The organism is Sedimentibacter saalensis (genome assembly GCF_007830175.1).
Taxonomy (GTDB): domain Bacteria; phylum Bacillota; class Clostridia; order Tissierellales; family Sedimentibacteraceae; genus Sedimentibacter; species Sedimentibacter saalensis.
This window is the reverse complement of sequence record NZ_VLKH01000003.1, coordinates 52,370-69,892: the sequence shown is the minus strand read 5'-3', so window position 1 is coordinate 69,892 and position 17,523 is coordinate 52,370. Positions and strand designations below refer to the sequence as shown.

Sequence of the window (17,523 nt, the reverse complement as noted above, 5' to 3'; positions counted from 1 at the left end):
AAAGAGCTGCTGTAGAACATGATTTTCTATATTCTAGCAGCTCTTTGTATTTTATAAATGCTTATGATTAAAAAAGCAATCTGTAAATTGATGCTGTGACAAAACAAACTGCAAAAGCTGCAGCTGTAGGTATTAACAATGATGCGGCAGTCCACCTGATGCTTCCTGTTTCCTTTTTAATTGTCCAGAGGGTTGTGGAGCATGGCCAGTGAAGAAGGCTGAACAGCATCACATTCAGTGCTGTGAGCGGAGTCCACCCGTTTTGAACCAATATATTTCTTAAAAACCCAACACTTTCATATTCTGTCAATGTACCAGTTGAAAGATATGCCATGAGCATAACCGGAAGAACAATTTCATTGGCTGGTATTCCTACTATAAAAGCCATAAGAATAATTCCGTCAAGTCCGAACATTACAGCAAATTGATCCAGGAAATTAGCTGCGTGTACCAAAAGGCTGGTTTCACCTGCATAAACATTTGCAAGAATCCATGTTGCTGCACCTGCAGGAACAGCAATTACAGCAGCCCTTGAAAGAACAAAGACTGTTCTGTCTACAACAGAGGTGTATAAAATTCTTCCGAACTGAGGCATTCTGTAAGGAGGAAGCTCCAGGGTGAATGTTGATGGAACACCTTTAAGCAATGTCTTTGACAAAATTAAAGAAGTTGTGAGAGTCATCCATATGCCTACGAGTACCATGAATGTAACAAACAAAGCAGGTATGAGGCCGTTTAAAAATGAACTGGCTGTCATTGCGAAAAATGCTGAAGATATTGCTATGAGTGTAGGAAATCTTCCGTTGCACGGCATGAAATTGTTTGTGAGAACAGCAATGAGCCTTTCTCTGGGAGAATCTATTATTCTGCAGCCTACAACCCCTGCTGCGTTGCATCCCAGTCCCATACACATGCACAGAGATTGTTTGCCATGGGCGCATGATTTCTTGAAGTAATGGTCCAGGTTGAACGCAACTCTTGGAAGGTATCCAAGATCCTCTAACAGTGTAAACAATGGAAAGAAAATTGCCATGGGTGGAAGCATTACCGAAACAACCCATGCCAGTGTTCTGTATGCACCGTCAATTAAAATTCCCCTTATAAAATCCGGAATCCCTTGGATTACAAACCATTGGGATAGCTTTATCTGAAATCCAAACAATACATCGCTCAATATTTTGGAGGGAATGTTAGCTCCCTGTATGGTAATCCAAAAGATTAATCCCAGCATCGCAAGCATAATGGGCATACCGAAATATTTTGATGTTATTATGTCATCTATTTTTTTGTCTTTGTTAATTTTTTTTGTGTCTTCTGTAACGTATTTTTGCTTCAAATTATTTGCATAGTCATAGTTTTCTTCTGAAATTTTCTCCCTTGTTATCTTGTCATCCTGAAGTTTAAACAATGATTTTAACTGTTCGGCTTGAAATTTGCTTAAATGCCCTTTCTTTTCCAGTGAAAATATTTCAGAGCTGCTGTCAAGGAGCCTTAGCGCCGTCCATCTGGTGTTTGAAATATTTAATTCATCAAGATAGACTGATATTTCTCTGACCTTTTCTTCAATTTCATCATTGTATGTTACAATAGCCGTATGTTTTTTCGCTCCGGGAGAAATTTCTTTTTCAATGGTTCTTTTTAATTCATCCATTCCTGTTCCATTTCTTGCAGAAGTTAAAACTACCGGAATATTCAGTTCTTTTTCAAGACCTTCCCTGTCTATAACAATGTTTTTTTTCTTTGCCTCATCTATTAAGTTTATGCATAGTATTACTTTTTCCGCGAGTTCGGATACCTGAAACACAAGGTTCAGGTTTCTTTCCAGACATGTGGCATCACAAACAACCACAGCAGCATCATAACTTCCGATACTTAAAAAGTCCCTTGAAACCTCCTCGTCTTTTGAAGAAGTAAAAAGTGAATAAGAACCGGGAAGATCAATCATTACATAATCTTTGCCGTTGTGGCTGAATTCTCCTCTTGCAGAAACTACAGTCTTTCCCGGCCAGTTTCCCGTGTGTTGCTTTAATCCTGTCAGATAATTGAACACTGTGCTCTTGCCGGTGTTCGGATTTCCTGCCAATGCTACTACATACTGATTATCTTTTTTTTCAATGTGGAAGACATCAGTCATGGAGCTCAATTTTGAAGACTGTGCTGTCAGACCCAAAATGACCACTCCCTTCTAAACAATCTCTATAAGTCTTGATTCTTCTTTTCGAAGGGCAATCATTGCGCCTCTGATTCTGTAGACCGTAAGATTGTTTTTCGGTCCCTTTCTTAATACTTCTATATGAGCCCCATTTGTAACACCCAGGGCAAGCAGTCTTTCTTTCAATGATTCTTCAGCATCATTGTTTTTAACCTTTACTGTTTCACCTACATTTGCGTCGGTCAGAACTTTCATTTTCTTCTCCTGTCATAATTATATTTTTTCTGAATAACTATTATTTTAGAATGATAATTTTAGCCATAGCTAACATTCTTAAAATATATTATGATGTGATTTTATTTTTGACACAATTGAGGAGGAATAATGAATGGACGAGTATTATACATTGAGAGGATATAAAATAAAAAATGAGGAAGTCCTTTCCTCATCAATGGAAGATTATATCGAAATGATATACAGAATTTCCTTTAATTCAAGGGAAATAAGAGTCAATGAGCTGTCCGAAGCACTGAATGTACAGCCTCCTTCAACAACAAAAATGATTAAAAGATTGTCAAGGGAAGGCTATGTTTGTTATGAAAAATATGGATTCATAAAATTGACGGACAAGGGAAATGACATTGGAGAGTACCTTTTAAAAAGACACAAGACAATTTATGAGTTCTTGAAAATTATTGGCATAGAAAAAGATTTGTTAGAGCAAACCGAAAAATTAGAACATGCAATCAATGAAAATACGCTCTTAAGAATAAAGGAATTAACTGATTTTTTAAATAATTGTTCGGAATATGAAAAAAATATTACGGAAACTTAATAAAAAAACTGTTGATAAAATGTGTTCCCAGTGGATATAATGGGCATGTAAAAATTCCCCCTCTATTTATTATATATTTGTTTGTTCGGTGTTTGAGCTAGGTAATTAATTCCTAGTTCCTTTTTTTTATAATCGGAAAATTTATGTTATTTTACTGTCCTGCATTGCTTTTTTATTTTTCGTTGGCATCCACATCTTCCTTGCGTTCTTCCACTTCAAAGTTGTTTGGAATATATACGTTCCCTGGATTTTCCGGAGTTTTGTTTTTCATTTTCAGCTTGTTCACCAAATTTTTAAACATCATATCACCACCTTTGATTATATTCTTCCTGTCCTGCAAAATAATATGCCGACTTTTTTATGTTGTTTGCATTACATATCTGCTTTAAATTTCAATTTTTATTAACTTATTTTATTTTATTGAATAACATATATTAGCTACAGTCTTACGGAGGTTAATATGGAATATGTATGTGAACTAAAAAATATCTCTAAGAGATTTCATACAATCAATAACGAAACAAAGGCAATTGAAGATCTTTCATTCAAGGTAAAAAAGGGTGAGATTGTGTCCATCGTAGGGCCTTCGGGGTCAGGCAAATCAACTGTTTTGTCACTTCTTGCGGGACTTGAAGAACCCTCTGAAGGCGAGGTTACGGTCAATACTAATAGCATTGGATTTATGTTTCAAAAAGATCAGCTTTATGAATGGAGGAACATTTATAAGAATTGTCTGATTGGATTGGAAATAAAACATATGGACACAGAAGAAAACAAAAATAAGGTTTTGGAAATGCTCAAGAAATATGGACTCTATAATTTCAGAAACCATTATCCAAGCCAGCTGTCAGGCGGAATGAGGCAAAGGGCTGCCCTAGTGAGAACACTGGCAATAGAGCCTGATTTGCTTCTTTTAGATGAGCCGTTTTCTGCTCTTGATTACCAGACCAGACTTTCTGTTGGAAATGAAGTAGGAGAAATTTTAAGAAAAGAAAAAATAACAACAGTCCTCGTAACTCATGATATTCCAGAAGCTGTGAGTATGTCGGACAGAGTAATTGTTTTTACTGAGAGACCAGCAAAAATTAAAAGCGAGTATGATATTAATTTCAAGGAGTGTCAAGGGGAAAGAACACCTATGAAATGCAGAAACACTTTGGAATTCGGGGAATATTTCAGACAGATATGGAGGGATTTGGATGTGGAAAAGGAATGAGAGGTCCCAGAATCAGGCAGCAATATCCAAGGAACATGAACAATATTTAAAAAACTTAAAAAAAGAAAAAGACTTTATAAAAATAACTCAGGTGATGATATTTGCTGTGTTTATTGTCCTATGGGAAGCTGCTGCTCGTTACAGGCTTATAGATACATTTCTGACCAGCAGTCCAGGAGCAATTTTTGAGCTGATTGTAAAGTTTGTGAAAGACGGAAGTTTGTTTAACCATTTGTATGTTTCCACTACTGAAACAATCGCGGGATTTTTTACAGGCACAATTTTAGGTTTTTTTGTTTCAATTCTTTTGTGGTGGTTTGAGAAATTAGCCAGAATAACTGACCCATACATGGTTATTTTGAACAGTCTGCCAAAAACAGCCCTTGCTCCTATAATAATATTGTGGGCAGGCATGGGTTTTTCGGGAATAGTTGTAACGGCTGCTTCAATATCTGTCATCGTAACAATAATGACATTGTACACAGGATTTATCAACGTGGAAAAAGATAAAATAGTGCTTTTAAAAACTTTAGGTGCAAACAAGTTTCAAATATTGAAGAAAGTAATAATTCCATCAAACATTCCAAACATAATGAGTGTTATAAAGGTTAACATAGGATTGTCCTGGATTGGTGTCATAGTTGGAGAATTTCTTGTATCAAAAGCAGGAATAGGATATCTTATACTTTATGGAAGCCAGACATTCAAGCTTGATCTGGTTATGATGGGGGTTTTTATTTTAGGACTTATAGCTGCTGTAATGTATTTTTTTGCAGCATGGTTAGAGAAAAAAGTAATAAAGTATTGATGAATTGTTGCCGGTATTGTATAATATATCAACAACATATTACAAAAAATGCATAATTTACATTATACTGCGGGGGAAAATTCCTTAAGGAGAAAATAACATGGAACTTGGAGAAAAAATCAGATCCCTGAGATTAAAACAAAAGATTAGCATAGAACAGTTATCGGGAATGACAGGTTTAAGCAAGGGCTTGATCAGTCAGATTGAAAGAGACATTACCGGGCCGTCAGTGGCATCGCTGTGGAAGGTATCTAAGGCTTTGAATGTTACAATGAATTATTTTTTTGACGAATATGATGATTTTAATCAGGTTGTGCGAAAAGAAGAAAGAAAAAAACTCATGATGGGAAGGGCGGACAGAATATATGAACTTTTGAGCCCTGACCTTAAAAAACAAATTGAAATGCTTTGGATAGAAATAGAACCTAATGAATGCAACAGTGATGAACTTATAAGCCATGACGGTGAAGAGTGTGGAGTTGTGGTCAAAGGAACATTGAGAGTTTTGTCCGGAGAAAAAGTTTATGATTTGAATGAGGGAGACAGCATATACCTTGACAGCACAATACCTCACAAATATCTTAACATGGGAGAGGAAGAATCTGTTTCAGTATGGGCAATGGTTCCTCCAAGTTTTTAATAAAATTTCATCTATAATTACCTTAAAATAAATGTCAAAAAACGTTGACATTTATTTTTTTTTATAATATAATGCAATAAATTCAAGTTCAATATATTGAACAAAGTTTATGTAAAACGTTTGTTTATATGTTTTTCTTGAAAAATAACTTAATTAGGAGGATGTTTATGTCAAATTCTTTTATCAGTGCTGACAACACATGGGTTTTGTGGGCGTTTCTTACAGGTTGGGCAGCCCTCAGCATTTACCTGGAGCAAAAATATGACTGGGCTGCAAAGATATCAGGCGCAATAATCGCATTAATCGGAGCAATGGCATTATCAAATTTAAAAGTTATACCTGTTGATTCACCGGTTTATGACACTGTATGGGGTTATGTTGTTCCATTGGCAATCCCAATGCTTCTTTTACAGTGCAATATTAAGAAAATATGGAAAGAAAGCGGAAGAATGCTTTTAATATTCCTCATTGGGTCAGTGGGAACTGTTGCCGGAGCAATACTAGGATTTTTACTTTTGGGAAAACATATACCTCACCTGGCTGAGATTGCTGGAATGATGACCGGCTCATACATTGGCGGAGGAGTTAACTTTGTTGCAGTATCAAGTGCATTCAGTGTTCCCGGGGAACTTGTATCAGCTACGGTTGTAGCGGACAACCTCTTGATGGCGTTGTACTTCCTTGCCTTGATAACTATTCCGACAGTGAATTTTTTCAGAAAACATTTCAAACATCCATATGTGGACAAGGTTGAAAGCCTTGGAAAAACAGAAGATGGTACAAGTGCTGCAGCTTATTGGAAGGGAAAGGAAATCTCTTTGAAAGACATTGCATTTGCAGTTGCAACAGGATTTATAGTAGTTGCTGTTTCAAAAGCAATTGCAGGGTTCCTGGGAAGTGTAATTCCTACAGGTAATTTTGCAATGAGCATGCTCAATATTCTTTTAAGCAATCAGTACCTTATAATTACAACAATTACAATGCTTCTGCTACATTTTTCCCTGATTTCTTCGGAAATATAAGAGGAGCCCAGGAAATAGGAACATTCCTTATTTATCTGTTCTTTGTTGTAATAGGTGTTCCTGCATCAATACCACTTATTATTCAAAACTCTCCGCTTCTGTTGTTGTTCTGCGGAATAGTTGTAATAGTGAACATGGCTGTAATATTTGGATTTGGAAAACTCTTAAATTACAGTGTTGAGGAAATAATCATTGCGTCAAACGCAAATATAGGCGGACCTACAACCGCTACAGCAATGGCAATATCCAAAGGATGGACAGACTTGGTGGCTCCTGCAATGCTAGTCGGAGTTTTCGGCTACGGAGTAGGTACTTACCTGGGTATAATAGTAGGAAATTTATTGCTTTAAGGAGAAAATCATGATTTTTGACGGCCATTCAGATATATGGACAGATGTTGCGATAAAGACTTTAAATGGCGAAAAAGATATAATAAGAAGATACCATCTAGACAAATTAAAGAAGGGCAACATAACAGGCAGCATATTTGTAATTTGGATTGATCCTCCATATACAGATCAGCCATACAAAAGAGCTATGGAAATTGTGGACTCAATCAAAAAAGAATCCGAGTATATCAAAGATTCTATATTGATTGCCAGATCATTTGATGACATTGAAAAAGCCAAAAGGGAAGGAAAACTTTATGTATTCATAGGCCTTGAGGGATTGAGCAGCATCGGTGAAAATCTGAACTTAATAGATTATTTCTATGACTTTGGTGCAAGACATGCAAGTCTTACATGGAACGAAGAAAATGCCCTGGCTACAGGTGTAAGAGGTAATCCTCAAAGAGGAATTACTGAGCTGGGGAAAAAAGCAGTTCGTAAAATAAACAACAAAAGAATGCTCCTTGATGTTTCCCACTTAAATGAGAAGTCTTTCTGGGATGTGGCATATGAAACAGATAGTCCTATAATAGCATCTCATTCCAACTGTAAACATTTATGTGATGTTCCAAGAAATCTTTCTGATGAGCAGCTTAAAAAGATTGCAGAATTGGGAGGAGTAGTGGGTATAAATTCATTCAATGAGTTTGTACATCACGACATTGAAAAGCAGGATGTGAGAATGCTTGTTCAACATATTGAACACATGGCAAATGTCATGGGAATAGACCACGTTGGAATAGGCATGGACTACTGTGACTTTCTTGATGACAGTTCCATGAGCAGCTTCAGCCAGCAGGAAACTTCTTATACAAAAGGGCTGGAAGATGCTTCAAAGACAAGCAAGTTGCTGATCGAAATGGAAAAAGCAGGTTTTACAGCCGAAGATATTGAGAAGGTTGCGTACAAGAATTTCCACAACATTATAAAAAAAGTAATAGGATAAACTCGACCCCATTGTAATAATAGAGTCAAACTATTGACAAACTCCGACGCTGTCATCCTGAACGATAGTGAAGGATCTCATCTTTTATTGAAAATATGAGATTCTTACGTGTCGCCCTCAGAATGACAACGTCAAATGTTAATTTGTCATCAACTCGACCTCATTATAGCAATGGGGTTTTTTCATTAATGATAATGATTGTATATCTTGAAAAATAATGAGCATTATGCTACACTTGTATATAAATAAATTTTAAGAACAGAAGGGAAAAAATATGAATTTTGCCTCAATAATGTATCTATTAATGATTTTGCTCATTACATTTTTTATTACTACAAATGTAAGAAACAACATGAAGTATAAAAAAGAAAATATGCAGGTGCTAATGAATTTAAACATAGATGAAAAATCAACGCACTTGGTAAGCAGCATCGTATTGATTGCTCTGATTATATTTTCAGGATTTGCAGTAATTGGAATGATTAACACCAAGACATACACTGATGATTCTGTGTTGGGGATGGTTATACTGCCAATTTTAATGATATTCTTGTATGTACCCATGTTGAAGAAGACAAAGATTTCAACTTTGGGGATTCACAAAAAAAACTATCTTATCAGATGGGAAGAAATCAAGGGTGTAAATTACTTGAAACCGGATGCAAAAAACAAGGTAAAGGCGAAAATACTTTACAATGTGGGAACAAGAGATGCATCTATTGATGTTACATTCATGAAGGATGACCCACAGCTTGAGGAGTTCAAGGAGCTGGTGAAAGAATACAGAAGCACCAAGAAGAAATCAAATAAGAGTAAGAAGGATAATAAAAGTGAAAAATAAATTAACAGACAGCCATGCACATCTTGATGATGAAAGTTTTGACGGTGACAGGGAAGAACTTATAAATTCATTGTATGACAATGATGTGGATACCGTCTTAAACCCCGGAGCTGATTTGAAGACATCACAAAATGCGGTAAAGCTTGCAGAAAAATATCCTTTTATTTATGCTGCCGTAGGATGTCATCCTCATGATTCAAAATGTATGGACGACAATACAATGAATTTATTTAAGGAAATGGCAAATAATAAAAAAGTAATAGCAATAGGCGAAATTGGACTTGATTATTATTATGACAATTCTGACAGGGAAACCCAGCGCAAATGGTTCAGGGAACAGATAAGGCTTGCAAAGGAGCTCGATCTTCCATACATTGTTCACGACAGAGATGCCCATGAAGATGTGTTTAAAATTATGAAGGAAGAGCATTACAGCGGAACAAGAGGAATTCTTCACTGTTATTCAAGCAGTGTTGAAATGGCAAAAGAATTTATAAAACTGGGCTTTTATATTTCTCTTGGAGGTCCCGTAACATTTAAAAAATCAAAGACACCGAAGCTTGTTGCACATGATGTTCCTTTTGACAGGCTTTTAATCGAGACTGATTCTCCGTATTTGACGCCGGAGCCTTTCAGAGGAAAACGAAATGAGCCTAAGTACGTGAAATATGTGGCGGAAGAAATTGCTGCCATTAGAAATATTACAGCAGAAGAAGTTGCAGAAAAAACAAGCATGAATTTCAAAAGATTATTTTGTCTTTAGCAGGAGAGTATGTATAAATTAGAAAGAGATTTTTATGACAGGGATGCCAGGCTGGTGGGGGAAGATCTGCTTGGCAAACTTCTTGTCAGAAAGTATGATGATGTTTTAATCAAATCACGCATAACAGAAACTGAAGCATACATTGCTGAAATTGATAAGGCAAGCCATGGGTACGGCGGAAAAGTAACCCCCAGAACAAAAATAATGTTCGGACCTCCTGGATTCACCTATGTTTATTTCATTTATGGAATGTATTACTGTCTTAATTTTGTTACTGAAGGGGAAGGAATATGCAGCGCAGTTCTTATAAGATCTGTTGAACCTGTAATAAATATTGATGCCATGTGCATGAACAGATACAATAAGCCATTGGAAAGCCTGACAAAATCTCAGCTAAAAAATCTTTCAAACGGTCCCGGTAAGCTGTGCAACGCTCTTAAAATCACAAAAGAGGAAAACGGCATTGACCTTACGGGAAATGAAATTTATTTGGAAGATGATGGGTTTAGAAATTTTGCCGTAGAGAAAACAAAGCGCATTAATATTGATTATGCCGAGGAAGCCAAAGATTTCTTGTGGAGGTACCTTCTTCGCAATTAAAGCTTGACAAATCTTGATATTATAAATATAATTTGATTATCAAAATAAATTGAGGTGGTCTAATGAGCAATCATGAAACTGTAAATGAAATACTTGTAAGACTTTTTGCAAACATCTTGGATATTGAAGAAAAATGTTTGAGAACTGGAAACTTTTTTGATTTGTCAATATCTGAAATGCATGTAATTGATAACATCGGAGTAAACAAAGAACGTACTATGTCTGATACGGCAAAGGATTTGAAGGTTACGTCAGGCACGCTCACAACTGCCATAGACAACCTTATCAAAAAAGGATATGTTGAAAGGCGCCGTTCTGTAGAGGACAGAAGGGTTATTAAAATCAAGCTGACTGATAAGGGAATGGAGGCTTTTAAAGCTCATGAGGACTTTCACAAGGACCTTGTTATAAGCGCCTTGCAGCAACTGGACAGCAAAGAGGAAGAGCTTTTGATAAAGGTTTTGTCAAACATAGATGTTTTCTTTAATCATAAATACAAATTTTAGCTTACAAACTATTCTGTTTTACGGAATAGTTGCATAATATTACTTTAACAGTCAAAAAATTTGATATGAAAGATAATGAGAGGTTATTATGGGAATTAGAATAGTAATAGACAGCACGTCAGATGTAACAGATGAAATAATTGAAAAATACAACCTGAAAATGGTTCCGCTGACTGTGAACTTTGAAAATAAGTCTTTTTTGGACAAGGTTGAGCTGAGCTCATCTGAATTTTTCGAAAAGCTTGAAAAAGCAGAAAAGCTACCTACCACATCTCAAGTTTCTCCTGGTGCTTTCGTTGAAGCATTCAGTGAAATACTTCTTGAAGGTGACCAGATTCTGGGTATATTTTTAGCTTCTGAATTCAGCGGAACATATGATTCAGCACGTATAGCAAAGGACATGATAGGCAGTGACAACATACGTATAATTGACTCAAGAAGCGTGTGCCTTGGAACATTTTCATTGATACTTGAAGCAATAAGACTTGTAAATGAAAAAAAGACAATTGACCAGATAGTTGCAGAACTTGAAGCAACAAAAGATAAGGTGGTTGCCATAGCAGGTCTTGATACCCTGAAGTACCTTGAAAAGGGAGGACGTCTTTCAAAGGGGCAGGCTGTTGTTGGTTCAATTTTAAACATTAAGCCTGTAATAGAAATCAAAGATGGAAAGCTTGCAGTAATTGAAAAGGTAAGAGGCAAGAACAAAACAATAAAGTGGATTGACGAATGGATTGAAAAAAACAACTATGACTTGTCTGACAAAACAGTGCTGCTGTTCCATGCCCGAAGCTACGACCAGCTGAAAGTTCTGAGAGAAACTATCGAAGAAAAATATAAAATCAAAGAAATAATTGAACAGGAAATAGGACCTGTAATTGGAACTCACGCGGGACCAGGAGTTCTGGGTGTTAGCTTTTTAAACAAATAAATACTATAATAAATAAGAACCTGGATAGACCAGGTTCTATTTTTTATGCTATTATTAATTCTGTCTTGCCTTCATCGTTTACTGTAATAGTTGCAGAGCTTCCTTCTTTTAAAGTTCCTCTCAAATATGCCTCAGAAACTTCATCTTCAACATATTTTTGAATAGCACGTCTTAAAGGTCTTGCTCCGTACTTTGTGTTGTATCCTTTTTCAAGGATGAAATCTTTCATTTTATCTGTTATAGTGAGCGAAATTTTCTTTTCCTTGCCTTCTTGAACAACTTCCTTGAGCATAAGTTCCACAATCTTGCTGAGTTCTTCTTTTGAAAGTTCGCTGAACACTATTATGTCATCAATTCTGTTTAAAAACTCAGGTCTGAATGCCTGCTTTAAAGCATCCTTTACTTTTGCTTCCATTGCTTCGTATTCCTTGTTTTCAAAGCCGATTTTGTTAGATTTGATTGAAGTTCCTGCATTAGAAGTCATGATTATAACCGTATTTTCAAAGTTTACGGTTCTTCCCTGATTGTCAGTGAGCCTTCCGTCTTCAAGAATCTGAAGGAGGATGTTGAACACATCTTCGTGGGCTTTTTCTATTTCATCAAGCAGTATTACTGAATAAGGCTTTCTTCTGATTTTTTCTGTCAAAAATCCTGCCTGATCGTATCCCACATATCCCGGAGGAGCTCCAATAAGCTTAGATACAGTATGCTTTTCCATGTATTCAGACATGTCAAGTCTTATCATGGCATCTTCATTTTCAAACAGTTCATAAGCCAATGTTCTTGCAAGCTCTGTTTTTCCAACACCTGTAGGTCCGACAAAAATGAAGGATGAAGGTTTTTTCTTCTTCTTGAATCCTGAGCGATTTCTTCTTATGGCTCTTGCAAGGCTTGTTACAGCCGGATGCTGACCAATGACTCTCCTGTGCAGTCTGTCTTCTAAGTTTATTAGCTTTTCTGCCTCGACTTCATTTATTCTCTGAACAGGAATTTTAGTCCATGCTTCAATTACATATGCTATGTCTTCTGTTGTAAGGAACACATTTTCGCATTCATTGGACAATTCCTTTATTTTTGCTTCAATTCTAATTTCGCTTACCTTGAGTTCGGCTGCTCTTTCATAATCATCATTTTCAGCAGCTTCTTCTTTTTCATCCCTGATGCTTGAAAGTTCTGATTTCAAAGCTTCAAGTTCCACAAGCCCCTTGTTTTTAAGGTTTGCTCTTGAGCCTGCTTCGTCTATAACGTCAATTGCCTTGTCAGGAAGGAACCTATCAGTAATGTACCTTTCAGACATGAGTACTGCTTGTTCAATAACCTCGTCGGTTATTTTTACATTGTGGTACAACTCATAGTAATCCTTTATTCCCTTGACGATTTCTATGGAATCTTCAATAGAAGGCTCATCAACCATTACAGGCTGGAATCTTCTCTCAAGGGCCGTATCTTTTTCAATGTGTTTTCTGTATTCATCCAATGTTGTGGCGCCAATGATTTGAACTTCTCCTCTGGCAAGGGCAGGTTTAAGTATGTTTGCAGCATTCATTGCTCCGCCCTCTGCTTCACCTGCGCCCACAATGTTGTGAACTTCGTCTATTACGATAATTATGTTGCCTGCTTTTTTTGCCTCATCGATTATTGCCTTCATTCTTGATTCAAACTGTCCGCGGAACTGTGTTCCGGCAACTACTGCTGTCAGGTCAAGAAGGTATATTTCAGTGTTAAAAAGCTTCACAGGAACCCTGTGTTCTGCAATTCTCACAGCCAGTCCTTCAGCGATGGCAGTCTTTCCAACTCCAGGTTCACCTATAAGTATGGGGTTATTTTTGGAACGTCTGTTTAAAATCTGAATAACCCTGTCTATTTCACGATCCCTGCCTATGATTCGGTCAATTTCACCATATCTTGCCTGCTCTGTGAGGTTTGAACCGTAAGTGTCCAGATATTTTAATTTCTTTCTTTTTACTTTTTCCTTAACCTTTGTACCTGAGCCACTTCCTGCATTTGGAGTCTCTATTTCATGATCGTCTTCTTCTGTGGGCTGAAACTCATTGTTGTTAGAATTTGATCCTGTAAATGCAGAATTCATGAAATTCATGAGGGAGTTCATTCCTTCCCCATCTTCTGAATTTATTGTCTGAGTCAACTTCTCCAAATCCATGTCGCCCATTATTTCCGTAAGCTGATTGTTAATATTTTCAAAATCTTCAGGTTTCATGCCGCTCTGGTTCATTATCTGGTCCATGGGAGCAAGGCCTTGTTTTTTTGCACATGGAATGCACAAGCCCATAGTCTGCATTTTGCCTTCAACAATTTTATTGACATATATTACAGCCACATTTTTCTTGCATACTGAACATAACATTGTATCATCTCCTAAAATTTACTGTAAATCTAGTTTGTTTTTATATATATCAGATTAATGGCATATACTATTTTATATATGGTGATTATTATAATACATATTTCTTAAAAAATCATTAAAAATTTTTCTTTGCATTAAATTAACGAATATGTAATTTTGCATTGATTTTGCAATTTGCTGTGTTATAATTATATAAAATTTTTAAAAATTAATACCAAGAGGTGTATAATGATAAGCAAAAGGATTCAGGAAATGGTGCCGTCAGTTACGCTGGCTCAATCCGAAAAAATAGCATTTTTAAAAAAGCAGGGAATTGATGTAATTGGTTTTAACATAGGAGAGCCGGACTTCAATACGCCCATGAACATCATAAAAAAAGCAGAAGAAGCATACAGCCTGGGATTGACGAAATACACACCTGCAGCTGGAATGATTGACTTGAGAGAAGAAGTTTGCAGAAAATTCAAAAAAGACTACAATCTTGACTATTCTGTAAGAGATGTGATTGTTTCATCAGGGGCAAAACAGTCTCTGACAAATGCTCTCATGGCCATAGTTGACCCTGATGATGAAGTTATAGTTCCTACACCATGCTGGATAAGCTACATTGAAATGATAAAGCTCACAGGCGGAAAAGCAGTCTTGGTGGAAATGGATGAATCAAATGGCTTTGATCTAGATGTAGACAAAATTGCAAAACACATTACTCCAAAAACAAAAGCGGTTCTCATAAATTCGCCCAACAACCCTACAGGAGCCGTATACAAAAAACAAGACGTTGAAAAACTAGGGAATCTTGCAGTTAAGCACAACTTCTATATAATATCCGACGAAATTTATGAAAAATTAATTTACACGGAAGAGCAAAATTGCTGCACAGCTTCCATTTCACCGGAAATAAAAGAAAAGACAATCACAATAAACGGCGTTTCGAAATCCTACGCCATGACGGGATGGAGAATAGGTTTTGCAGTAGGTCCCACCGATGTCATCAAGGCCATGAGCGACTACCAGGGGCACACAACCACAAGCCCTAATTCGCCGGCTCAGTATGCTTCAATTGAAGCTTTGAGAAATTCAGAAGAATTTGTCCAGGAAATGAAGAAGGAATTTGACAAAAGAAGAAAGTACATAGTGGAAAGACTTAACAAAATGGAAGGAATAAAATGCTATGAGCCAAAGGGAGCATTTTATGTAATGCCGAATATCAAATATTTCTACGGCAGGAAGTACAAGGATTTCATAATTAACAATCCTATGGACATGTGCGATTACCTGCTTGAAGAAAGCAGAATAGCTGTTGTAACGGGAGCTGCATTTTTAGCACCCCACAACATAAGAATTTCCTATTCAAACTCCATGGAAAACATAAAGACCGGCATGGACAGAATGGAAGAAGCACTGAAAAAACTTAAATAAAAAATAACGGTTTAGCCTCCGCCAAGCAGAGGCAAAACCGTTATTTTATCATTATATTTCAAAATGGTGGAATCATATTCGATTTTTGCAACCAGAATGTTATTTACTGAAATAACAAATTGGCTGCTGAAATAAGGAACCGATTCTTTTTTTGTGTTTATATATTCAATGAGACTGATGGGATATTTTTCTGATATAAATTCTTCAAATATGTACATGCTTTATCACCTCTTACATAATCTGAGAGACCCAGTTCTTCAAGTTTTTCGTAAGTTGGATAACCTTCTTCTGACCATCCTCTTAATTTATAATATTTGCTGAGAGCGGTTTGAAAGTCAGTCCTGTTAAGTGATACTTCATTTTTAGTGTAAATTCCTGAGGGAAGTTTAACTTTTTCTTCAAACATTCTGTCAGGAAGAGTATCATCTTTTCTTTCAAAACCTTCTCTCATGTTAAAAAGCCTGATTAAGTTCCAGATTCTTTCGCCGGCTTCATAATAATCGCTTTCTGTAAAACTCAAGCCTGTAACACCTTCAAAGGCTGTGCACAAATCCTTTAGATTAAATGGAAGAAAATCACACACAAGTGCTGAAAAGGCAGCTGCTCTTTCATTTTGCCCTTCTATTACAAAATTAGCCTTGTCATCAAAGGAGAACATTTCTAAAACACCGGACCTTTCAGCGTTTACTGTCCAGCACCTTTGATGGCAGGCTCCTCTGTCTGACGTTGCGTAGGCAAGCGCCATGCCCCAGGAAGTTCTTGGTTCATATCCTGCCATTTCCAGTCCTTTAACATGTATGGCAAATTTTTCGCTGCCGTTTCCTATTTTTTCAGCTGCTCTTTTTACTCCGTCTGAAAGAAGTTTCCCTGCATTTCTTCTGAATGCCATGTCTTTTAGAAGCTCAAGCTGCCCTTTTGAATCTCCGAATTCCGGAACATTATTAAGCAACCCTTTCTCTTTGCATTCCATGGCAAAACCTGCAGTAACACCTGCAGACATGGAATCAAGGCCAAGTTCATTGCACAATAAACATGCTTCTGCCACATCCGAGAAATTTTTTACACCGTTGTTGCTTCCTAATAGTGCAATGCTCTCATATTCAATTTTGACCTCTTCGTGTTTTTTTGTTTCAATTATCTGGCCGCAGTTAATAGGACATCCGAAACAAGTTGCATTTCTTTTTTTATGGTTATTCATGCTTTCACAGTACAGGTCTTCGCCGTTTTCAATGAAGCTTTTCTGAAAGTTATTTGTTGGAAGAAATCCTCCCTTATTCATTGGTCCTACTAAATTAGCACTTCCGTACTTGTTTCTCACCTTCATGAATTCAGTCATTTCAACAACTTTTCTTGTATTATTTTTTCCTGCATTAAAAAGTTCAATATTTTCAAAATCTAACTTGCCGCTGCCTTTAATAACAAGAGCCTTAAGATTTTTAGCACCCATTACGGCCCCAAGTCCGGTTCGCCCTGCTATTCCTGCTCTTGTTTTGTCGCTGTCCTTGTCAAGCATTATTGAAGAGATGAGCGACTGGTTTTCTCCTGCAGGACCGATGCAGGCAACTCTTGCATTCTTTTCAGTTTCATTTCTAAGTTTTTCAACAGTTTCGGAAACGTTATCACCCCAGATGTGGCTGACATCCCTAAATTCAATTTTCCCGTCGTTTATCCACAAATATTTGTGATCTTGTGCCTTTCCTATTATTATGATTCCATCAAAGCCTGCACGTTTCATTTCGAAAGAAAAGTATCCACCGGCATGAGAATCAGCATAAGTGTTTGTTAAAGGCGATTTGCTCACCACAACCATTCTGCCGGATGTGGGAAACCCTGAACCTGTAAGGGGACCAGTTAAGAATATAAGTGGATTGTCTGGAGAAAGGCCGCTTGTACCCGGATTTAAGTATTTAAACAAAAGGTACGCTCCAATGCCTTTTCCTCCTATGAATTTTTTATAAATACTTTTATCAATAAAAAATTCCCTGGCAGTCTCGTTTGTTAAATTTACTTCTAAAAACCTTCCGATCATATCTCCTCCTATTTGCTAATCAAAAGATGAGTAGTGACAAAAACAGTATATATAAAATTAA

17 protein-coding genes and 1 pseudogene are annotated in these 17,523 nt (G+C 36.7%); 12 read left to right on the top strand and 6 right to left on the bottom strand.

All coding sequences use genetic code 11. The annotated features are described in order from the left end of the window. Positions 1 to 67: 67 nt before the first annotated feature. The gene (gene feoB / locus LY60_RS05590) at positions 68 to 2,170 is read right to left on the bottom strand and encodes a ferrous iron transport protein B (RefSeq protein ID WP_145081144.1); all 2,103 of its coding nucleotides are present in this window, start codon (positions 2,168 to 2,170) and stop codon (positions 68 to 70) included. 15 nt (positions 2,171 to 2,185) lie between these two features. Beyond that, on the bottom strand, positions 2,186 to 2,407 hold the full coding sequence (locus LY60_RS05585; RefSeq protein WP_019229645.1) for a FeoA family protein: 222 nt from the start codon (positions 2,405 to 2,407) through the stop codon (positions 2,186 to 2,188). 133 nt (positions 2,408 to 2,540) lie between these two features. Here LY60_RS05585 and LY60_RS05580 point away from each other — a divergent pair, with 133 nt between their 5' ends. Further along, on the top strand, positions 2,541 to 2,987 hold the full coding sequence (locus LY60_RS05580) for a metal-dependent transcriptional regulator (protein ID WP_145081141.1): 447 nt from the start codon (positions 2,541 to 2,543) through the stop codon (positions 2,985 to 2,987). Positions 2,988 to 3,159: 172 nt separating this feature from the next. Here LY60_RS05580 and LY60_RS18300 read toward each other — a convergent pair whose 3' ends face one another. After that, positions 3,160 to 3,291: a hypothetical protein gene (locus LY60_RS18300; RefSeq protein ID WP_281291821.1), complete on the bottom strand. Its 132-nt coding sequence runs from the start codon at positions 3,289 to 3,291 to the stop codon at positions 3,160 to 3,162. 156 nt (positions 3,292 to 3,447) lie between these two features. Between LY60_RS18300 and LY60_RS05575 the strand changes: the two genes are divergently transcribed. The 10 genes and pseudogenes from LY60_RS05575 to LY60_RS05530 all read left to right on the top strand — a co-directional run bounded on the left by LY60_RS05575 (position 3,448) and on the right by LY60_RS05530 (position 11,649). After that, positions 3,448 to 4,203, top strand: coding sequence for an ABC transporter ATP-binding protein (locus tag LY60_RS05575; RefSeq protein ID WP_019229642.1), 756 nt, complete (start codon positions 3,448 to 3,450; stop codon positions 4,201 to 4,203). Then, positions 4,187 to 5,011, top strand: coding sequence for an ABC transporter permease (locus LY60_RS05570; protein WP_145081138.1), 825 nt, complete (start codon positions 4,187 to 4,189; stop codon positions 5,009 to 5,011). The genes LY60_RS05575 and LY60_RS05570 overlap by 17 nt, the downstream gene beginning before the upstream one ends. A gap of 100 nt (positions 5,012 to 5,111) precedes the next feature. Next, entirely contained in the window at positions 5,112 to 5,651 is a 540-nt protein-coding gene (locus tag LY60_RS05565; RefSeq protein ID WP_019229640.1) for a helix-turn-helix domain-containing protein, read from the top strand. Between the two features lie 167 nt (positions 5,652 to 5,818). Then, positions 5,819 to 7,023: pseudogene (locus LY60_RS05560) on the top strand (DUF819 family protein). Positions 7,024 to 7,033: 10 nt separating this feature from the next. Beyond that, complete coding sequence (locus LY60_RS05555; protein ID WP_145081135.1) at positions 7,034 to 8,008, top strand: dipeptidase; 975 nt, start codon at positions 7,034 to 7,036, stop codon at positions 8,006 to 8,008. A 292-nt stretch (positions 8,009 to 8,300) separates the two neighbouring features. Continuing rightward, positions 8,301 to 8,849 (top strand): hypothetical protein, encoded by a 549-nt coding sequence (locus LY60_RS05550; RefSeq protein ID WP_145081132.1) that lies wholly within the window; start codon positions 8,301 to 8,303, stop codon positions 8,847 to 8,849. Beyond that, positions 8,839 to 9,612 (top strand): TatD family hydrolase, encoded by a 774-nt coding sequence (locus LY60_RS05545; RefSeq protein ID WP_145081129.1) that lies wholly within the window; start codon positions 8,839 to 8,841, stop codon positions 9,610 to 9,612. Before LY60_RS05550 ends, LY60_RS05545 begins: the two co-directional genes overlap by 11 nt. A 9-nt stretch (positions 9,613 to 9,621) precedes the next feature. Then, on the top strand, positions 9,622 to 10,212 hold the full coding sequence (locus LY60_RS05540; RefSeq protein WP_145081126.1) for a DNA-3-methyladenine glycosylase: 591 nt from the start codon (positions 9,622 to 9,624) through the stop codon (positions 10,210 to 10,212). 62 nt (positions 10,213 to 10,274) lie between these two features. Beyond that, complete coding sequence (locus LY60_RS05535; RefSeq protein ID WP_145081124.1) at positions 10,275 to 10,718, top strand: MarR family winged helix-turn-helix transcriptional regulator; 444 nt, start codon at positions 10,275 to 10,277, stop codon at positions 10,716 to 10,718. An 88-nt stretch (positions 10,719 to 10,806) separates the two neighbouring features. Next, on the top strand, positions 10,807 to 11,649 hold the full coding sequence (locus LY60_RS05530) for a DegV family protein (protein ID WP_145081121.1): 843 nt from the start codon (positions 10,807 to 10,809) through the stop codon (positions 11,647 to 11,649). Positions 11,650 to 11,692: 43 nt separating this feature from the next. Here the strand turns inward: LY60_RS05530 and LY60_RS05525 are convergent, their stop codons facing one another. Beyond that, positions 11,693 to 14,014, bottom strand: coding sequence for an ATP-dependent Clp protease ATP-binding subunit (locus tag LY60_RS05525; protein WP_145081118.1), 2,322 nt, complete (start codon positions 14,012 to 14,014; stop codon positions 11,693 to 11,695). Positions 14,015 to 14,242: 228 nt separating this feature from the next. Here LY60_RS05525 and LY60_RS05520 point away from each other — a divergent pair, with 228 nt between their 5' ends. Next, complete coding sequence (locus LY60_RS05520; protein ID WP_246145381.1) at positions 14,243 to 15,433, top strand: pyridoxal phosphate-dependent aminotransferase; 1,191 nt, start codon at positions 14,243 to 14,245, stop codon at positions 15,431 to 15,433. An 11-nt stretch (positions 15,434 to 15,444) separates the two neighbouring features. On the opposite strand, the gene LY60_RS05515 is transcribed toward LY60_RS05520, so the two are convergent. After that, positions 15,445 to 15,651: a MoaD/ThiS family protein gene (locus LY60_RS05515; protein ID WP_145081115.1), complete on the bottom strand. Its 207-nt coding sequence runs from the start codon at positions 15,649 to 15,651 to the stop codon at positions 15,445 to 15,447. After that, positions 15,591 to 17,462 carry an aldehyde ferredoxin oxidoreductase family protein gene (locus LY60_RS05510; protein WP_145081112.1) on the bottom strand — a complete coding sequence of 624 codons (1,872 nt, stop codon included), beginning with the start codon at positions 17,460 to 17,462 and terminating at the stop codon, positions 15,591 to 15,593. The genes LY60_RS05515 and LY60_RS05510 overlap by 61 nt, the downstream gene beginning before the upstream one ends. Positions 17,463 to 17,523 lie beyond the last annotated feature (61 nt).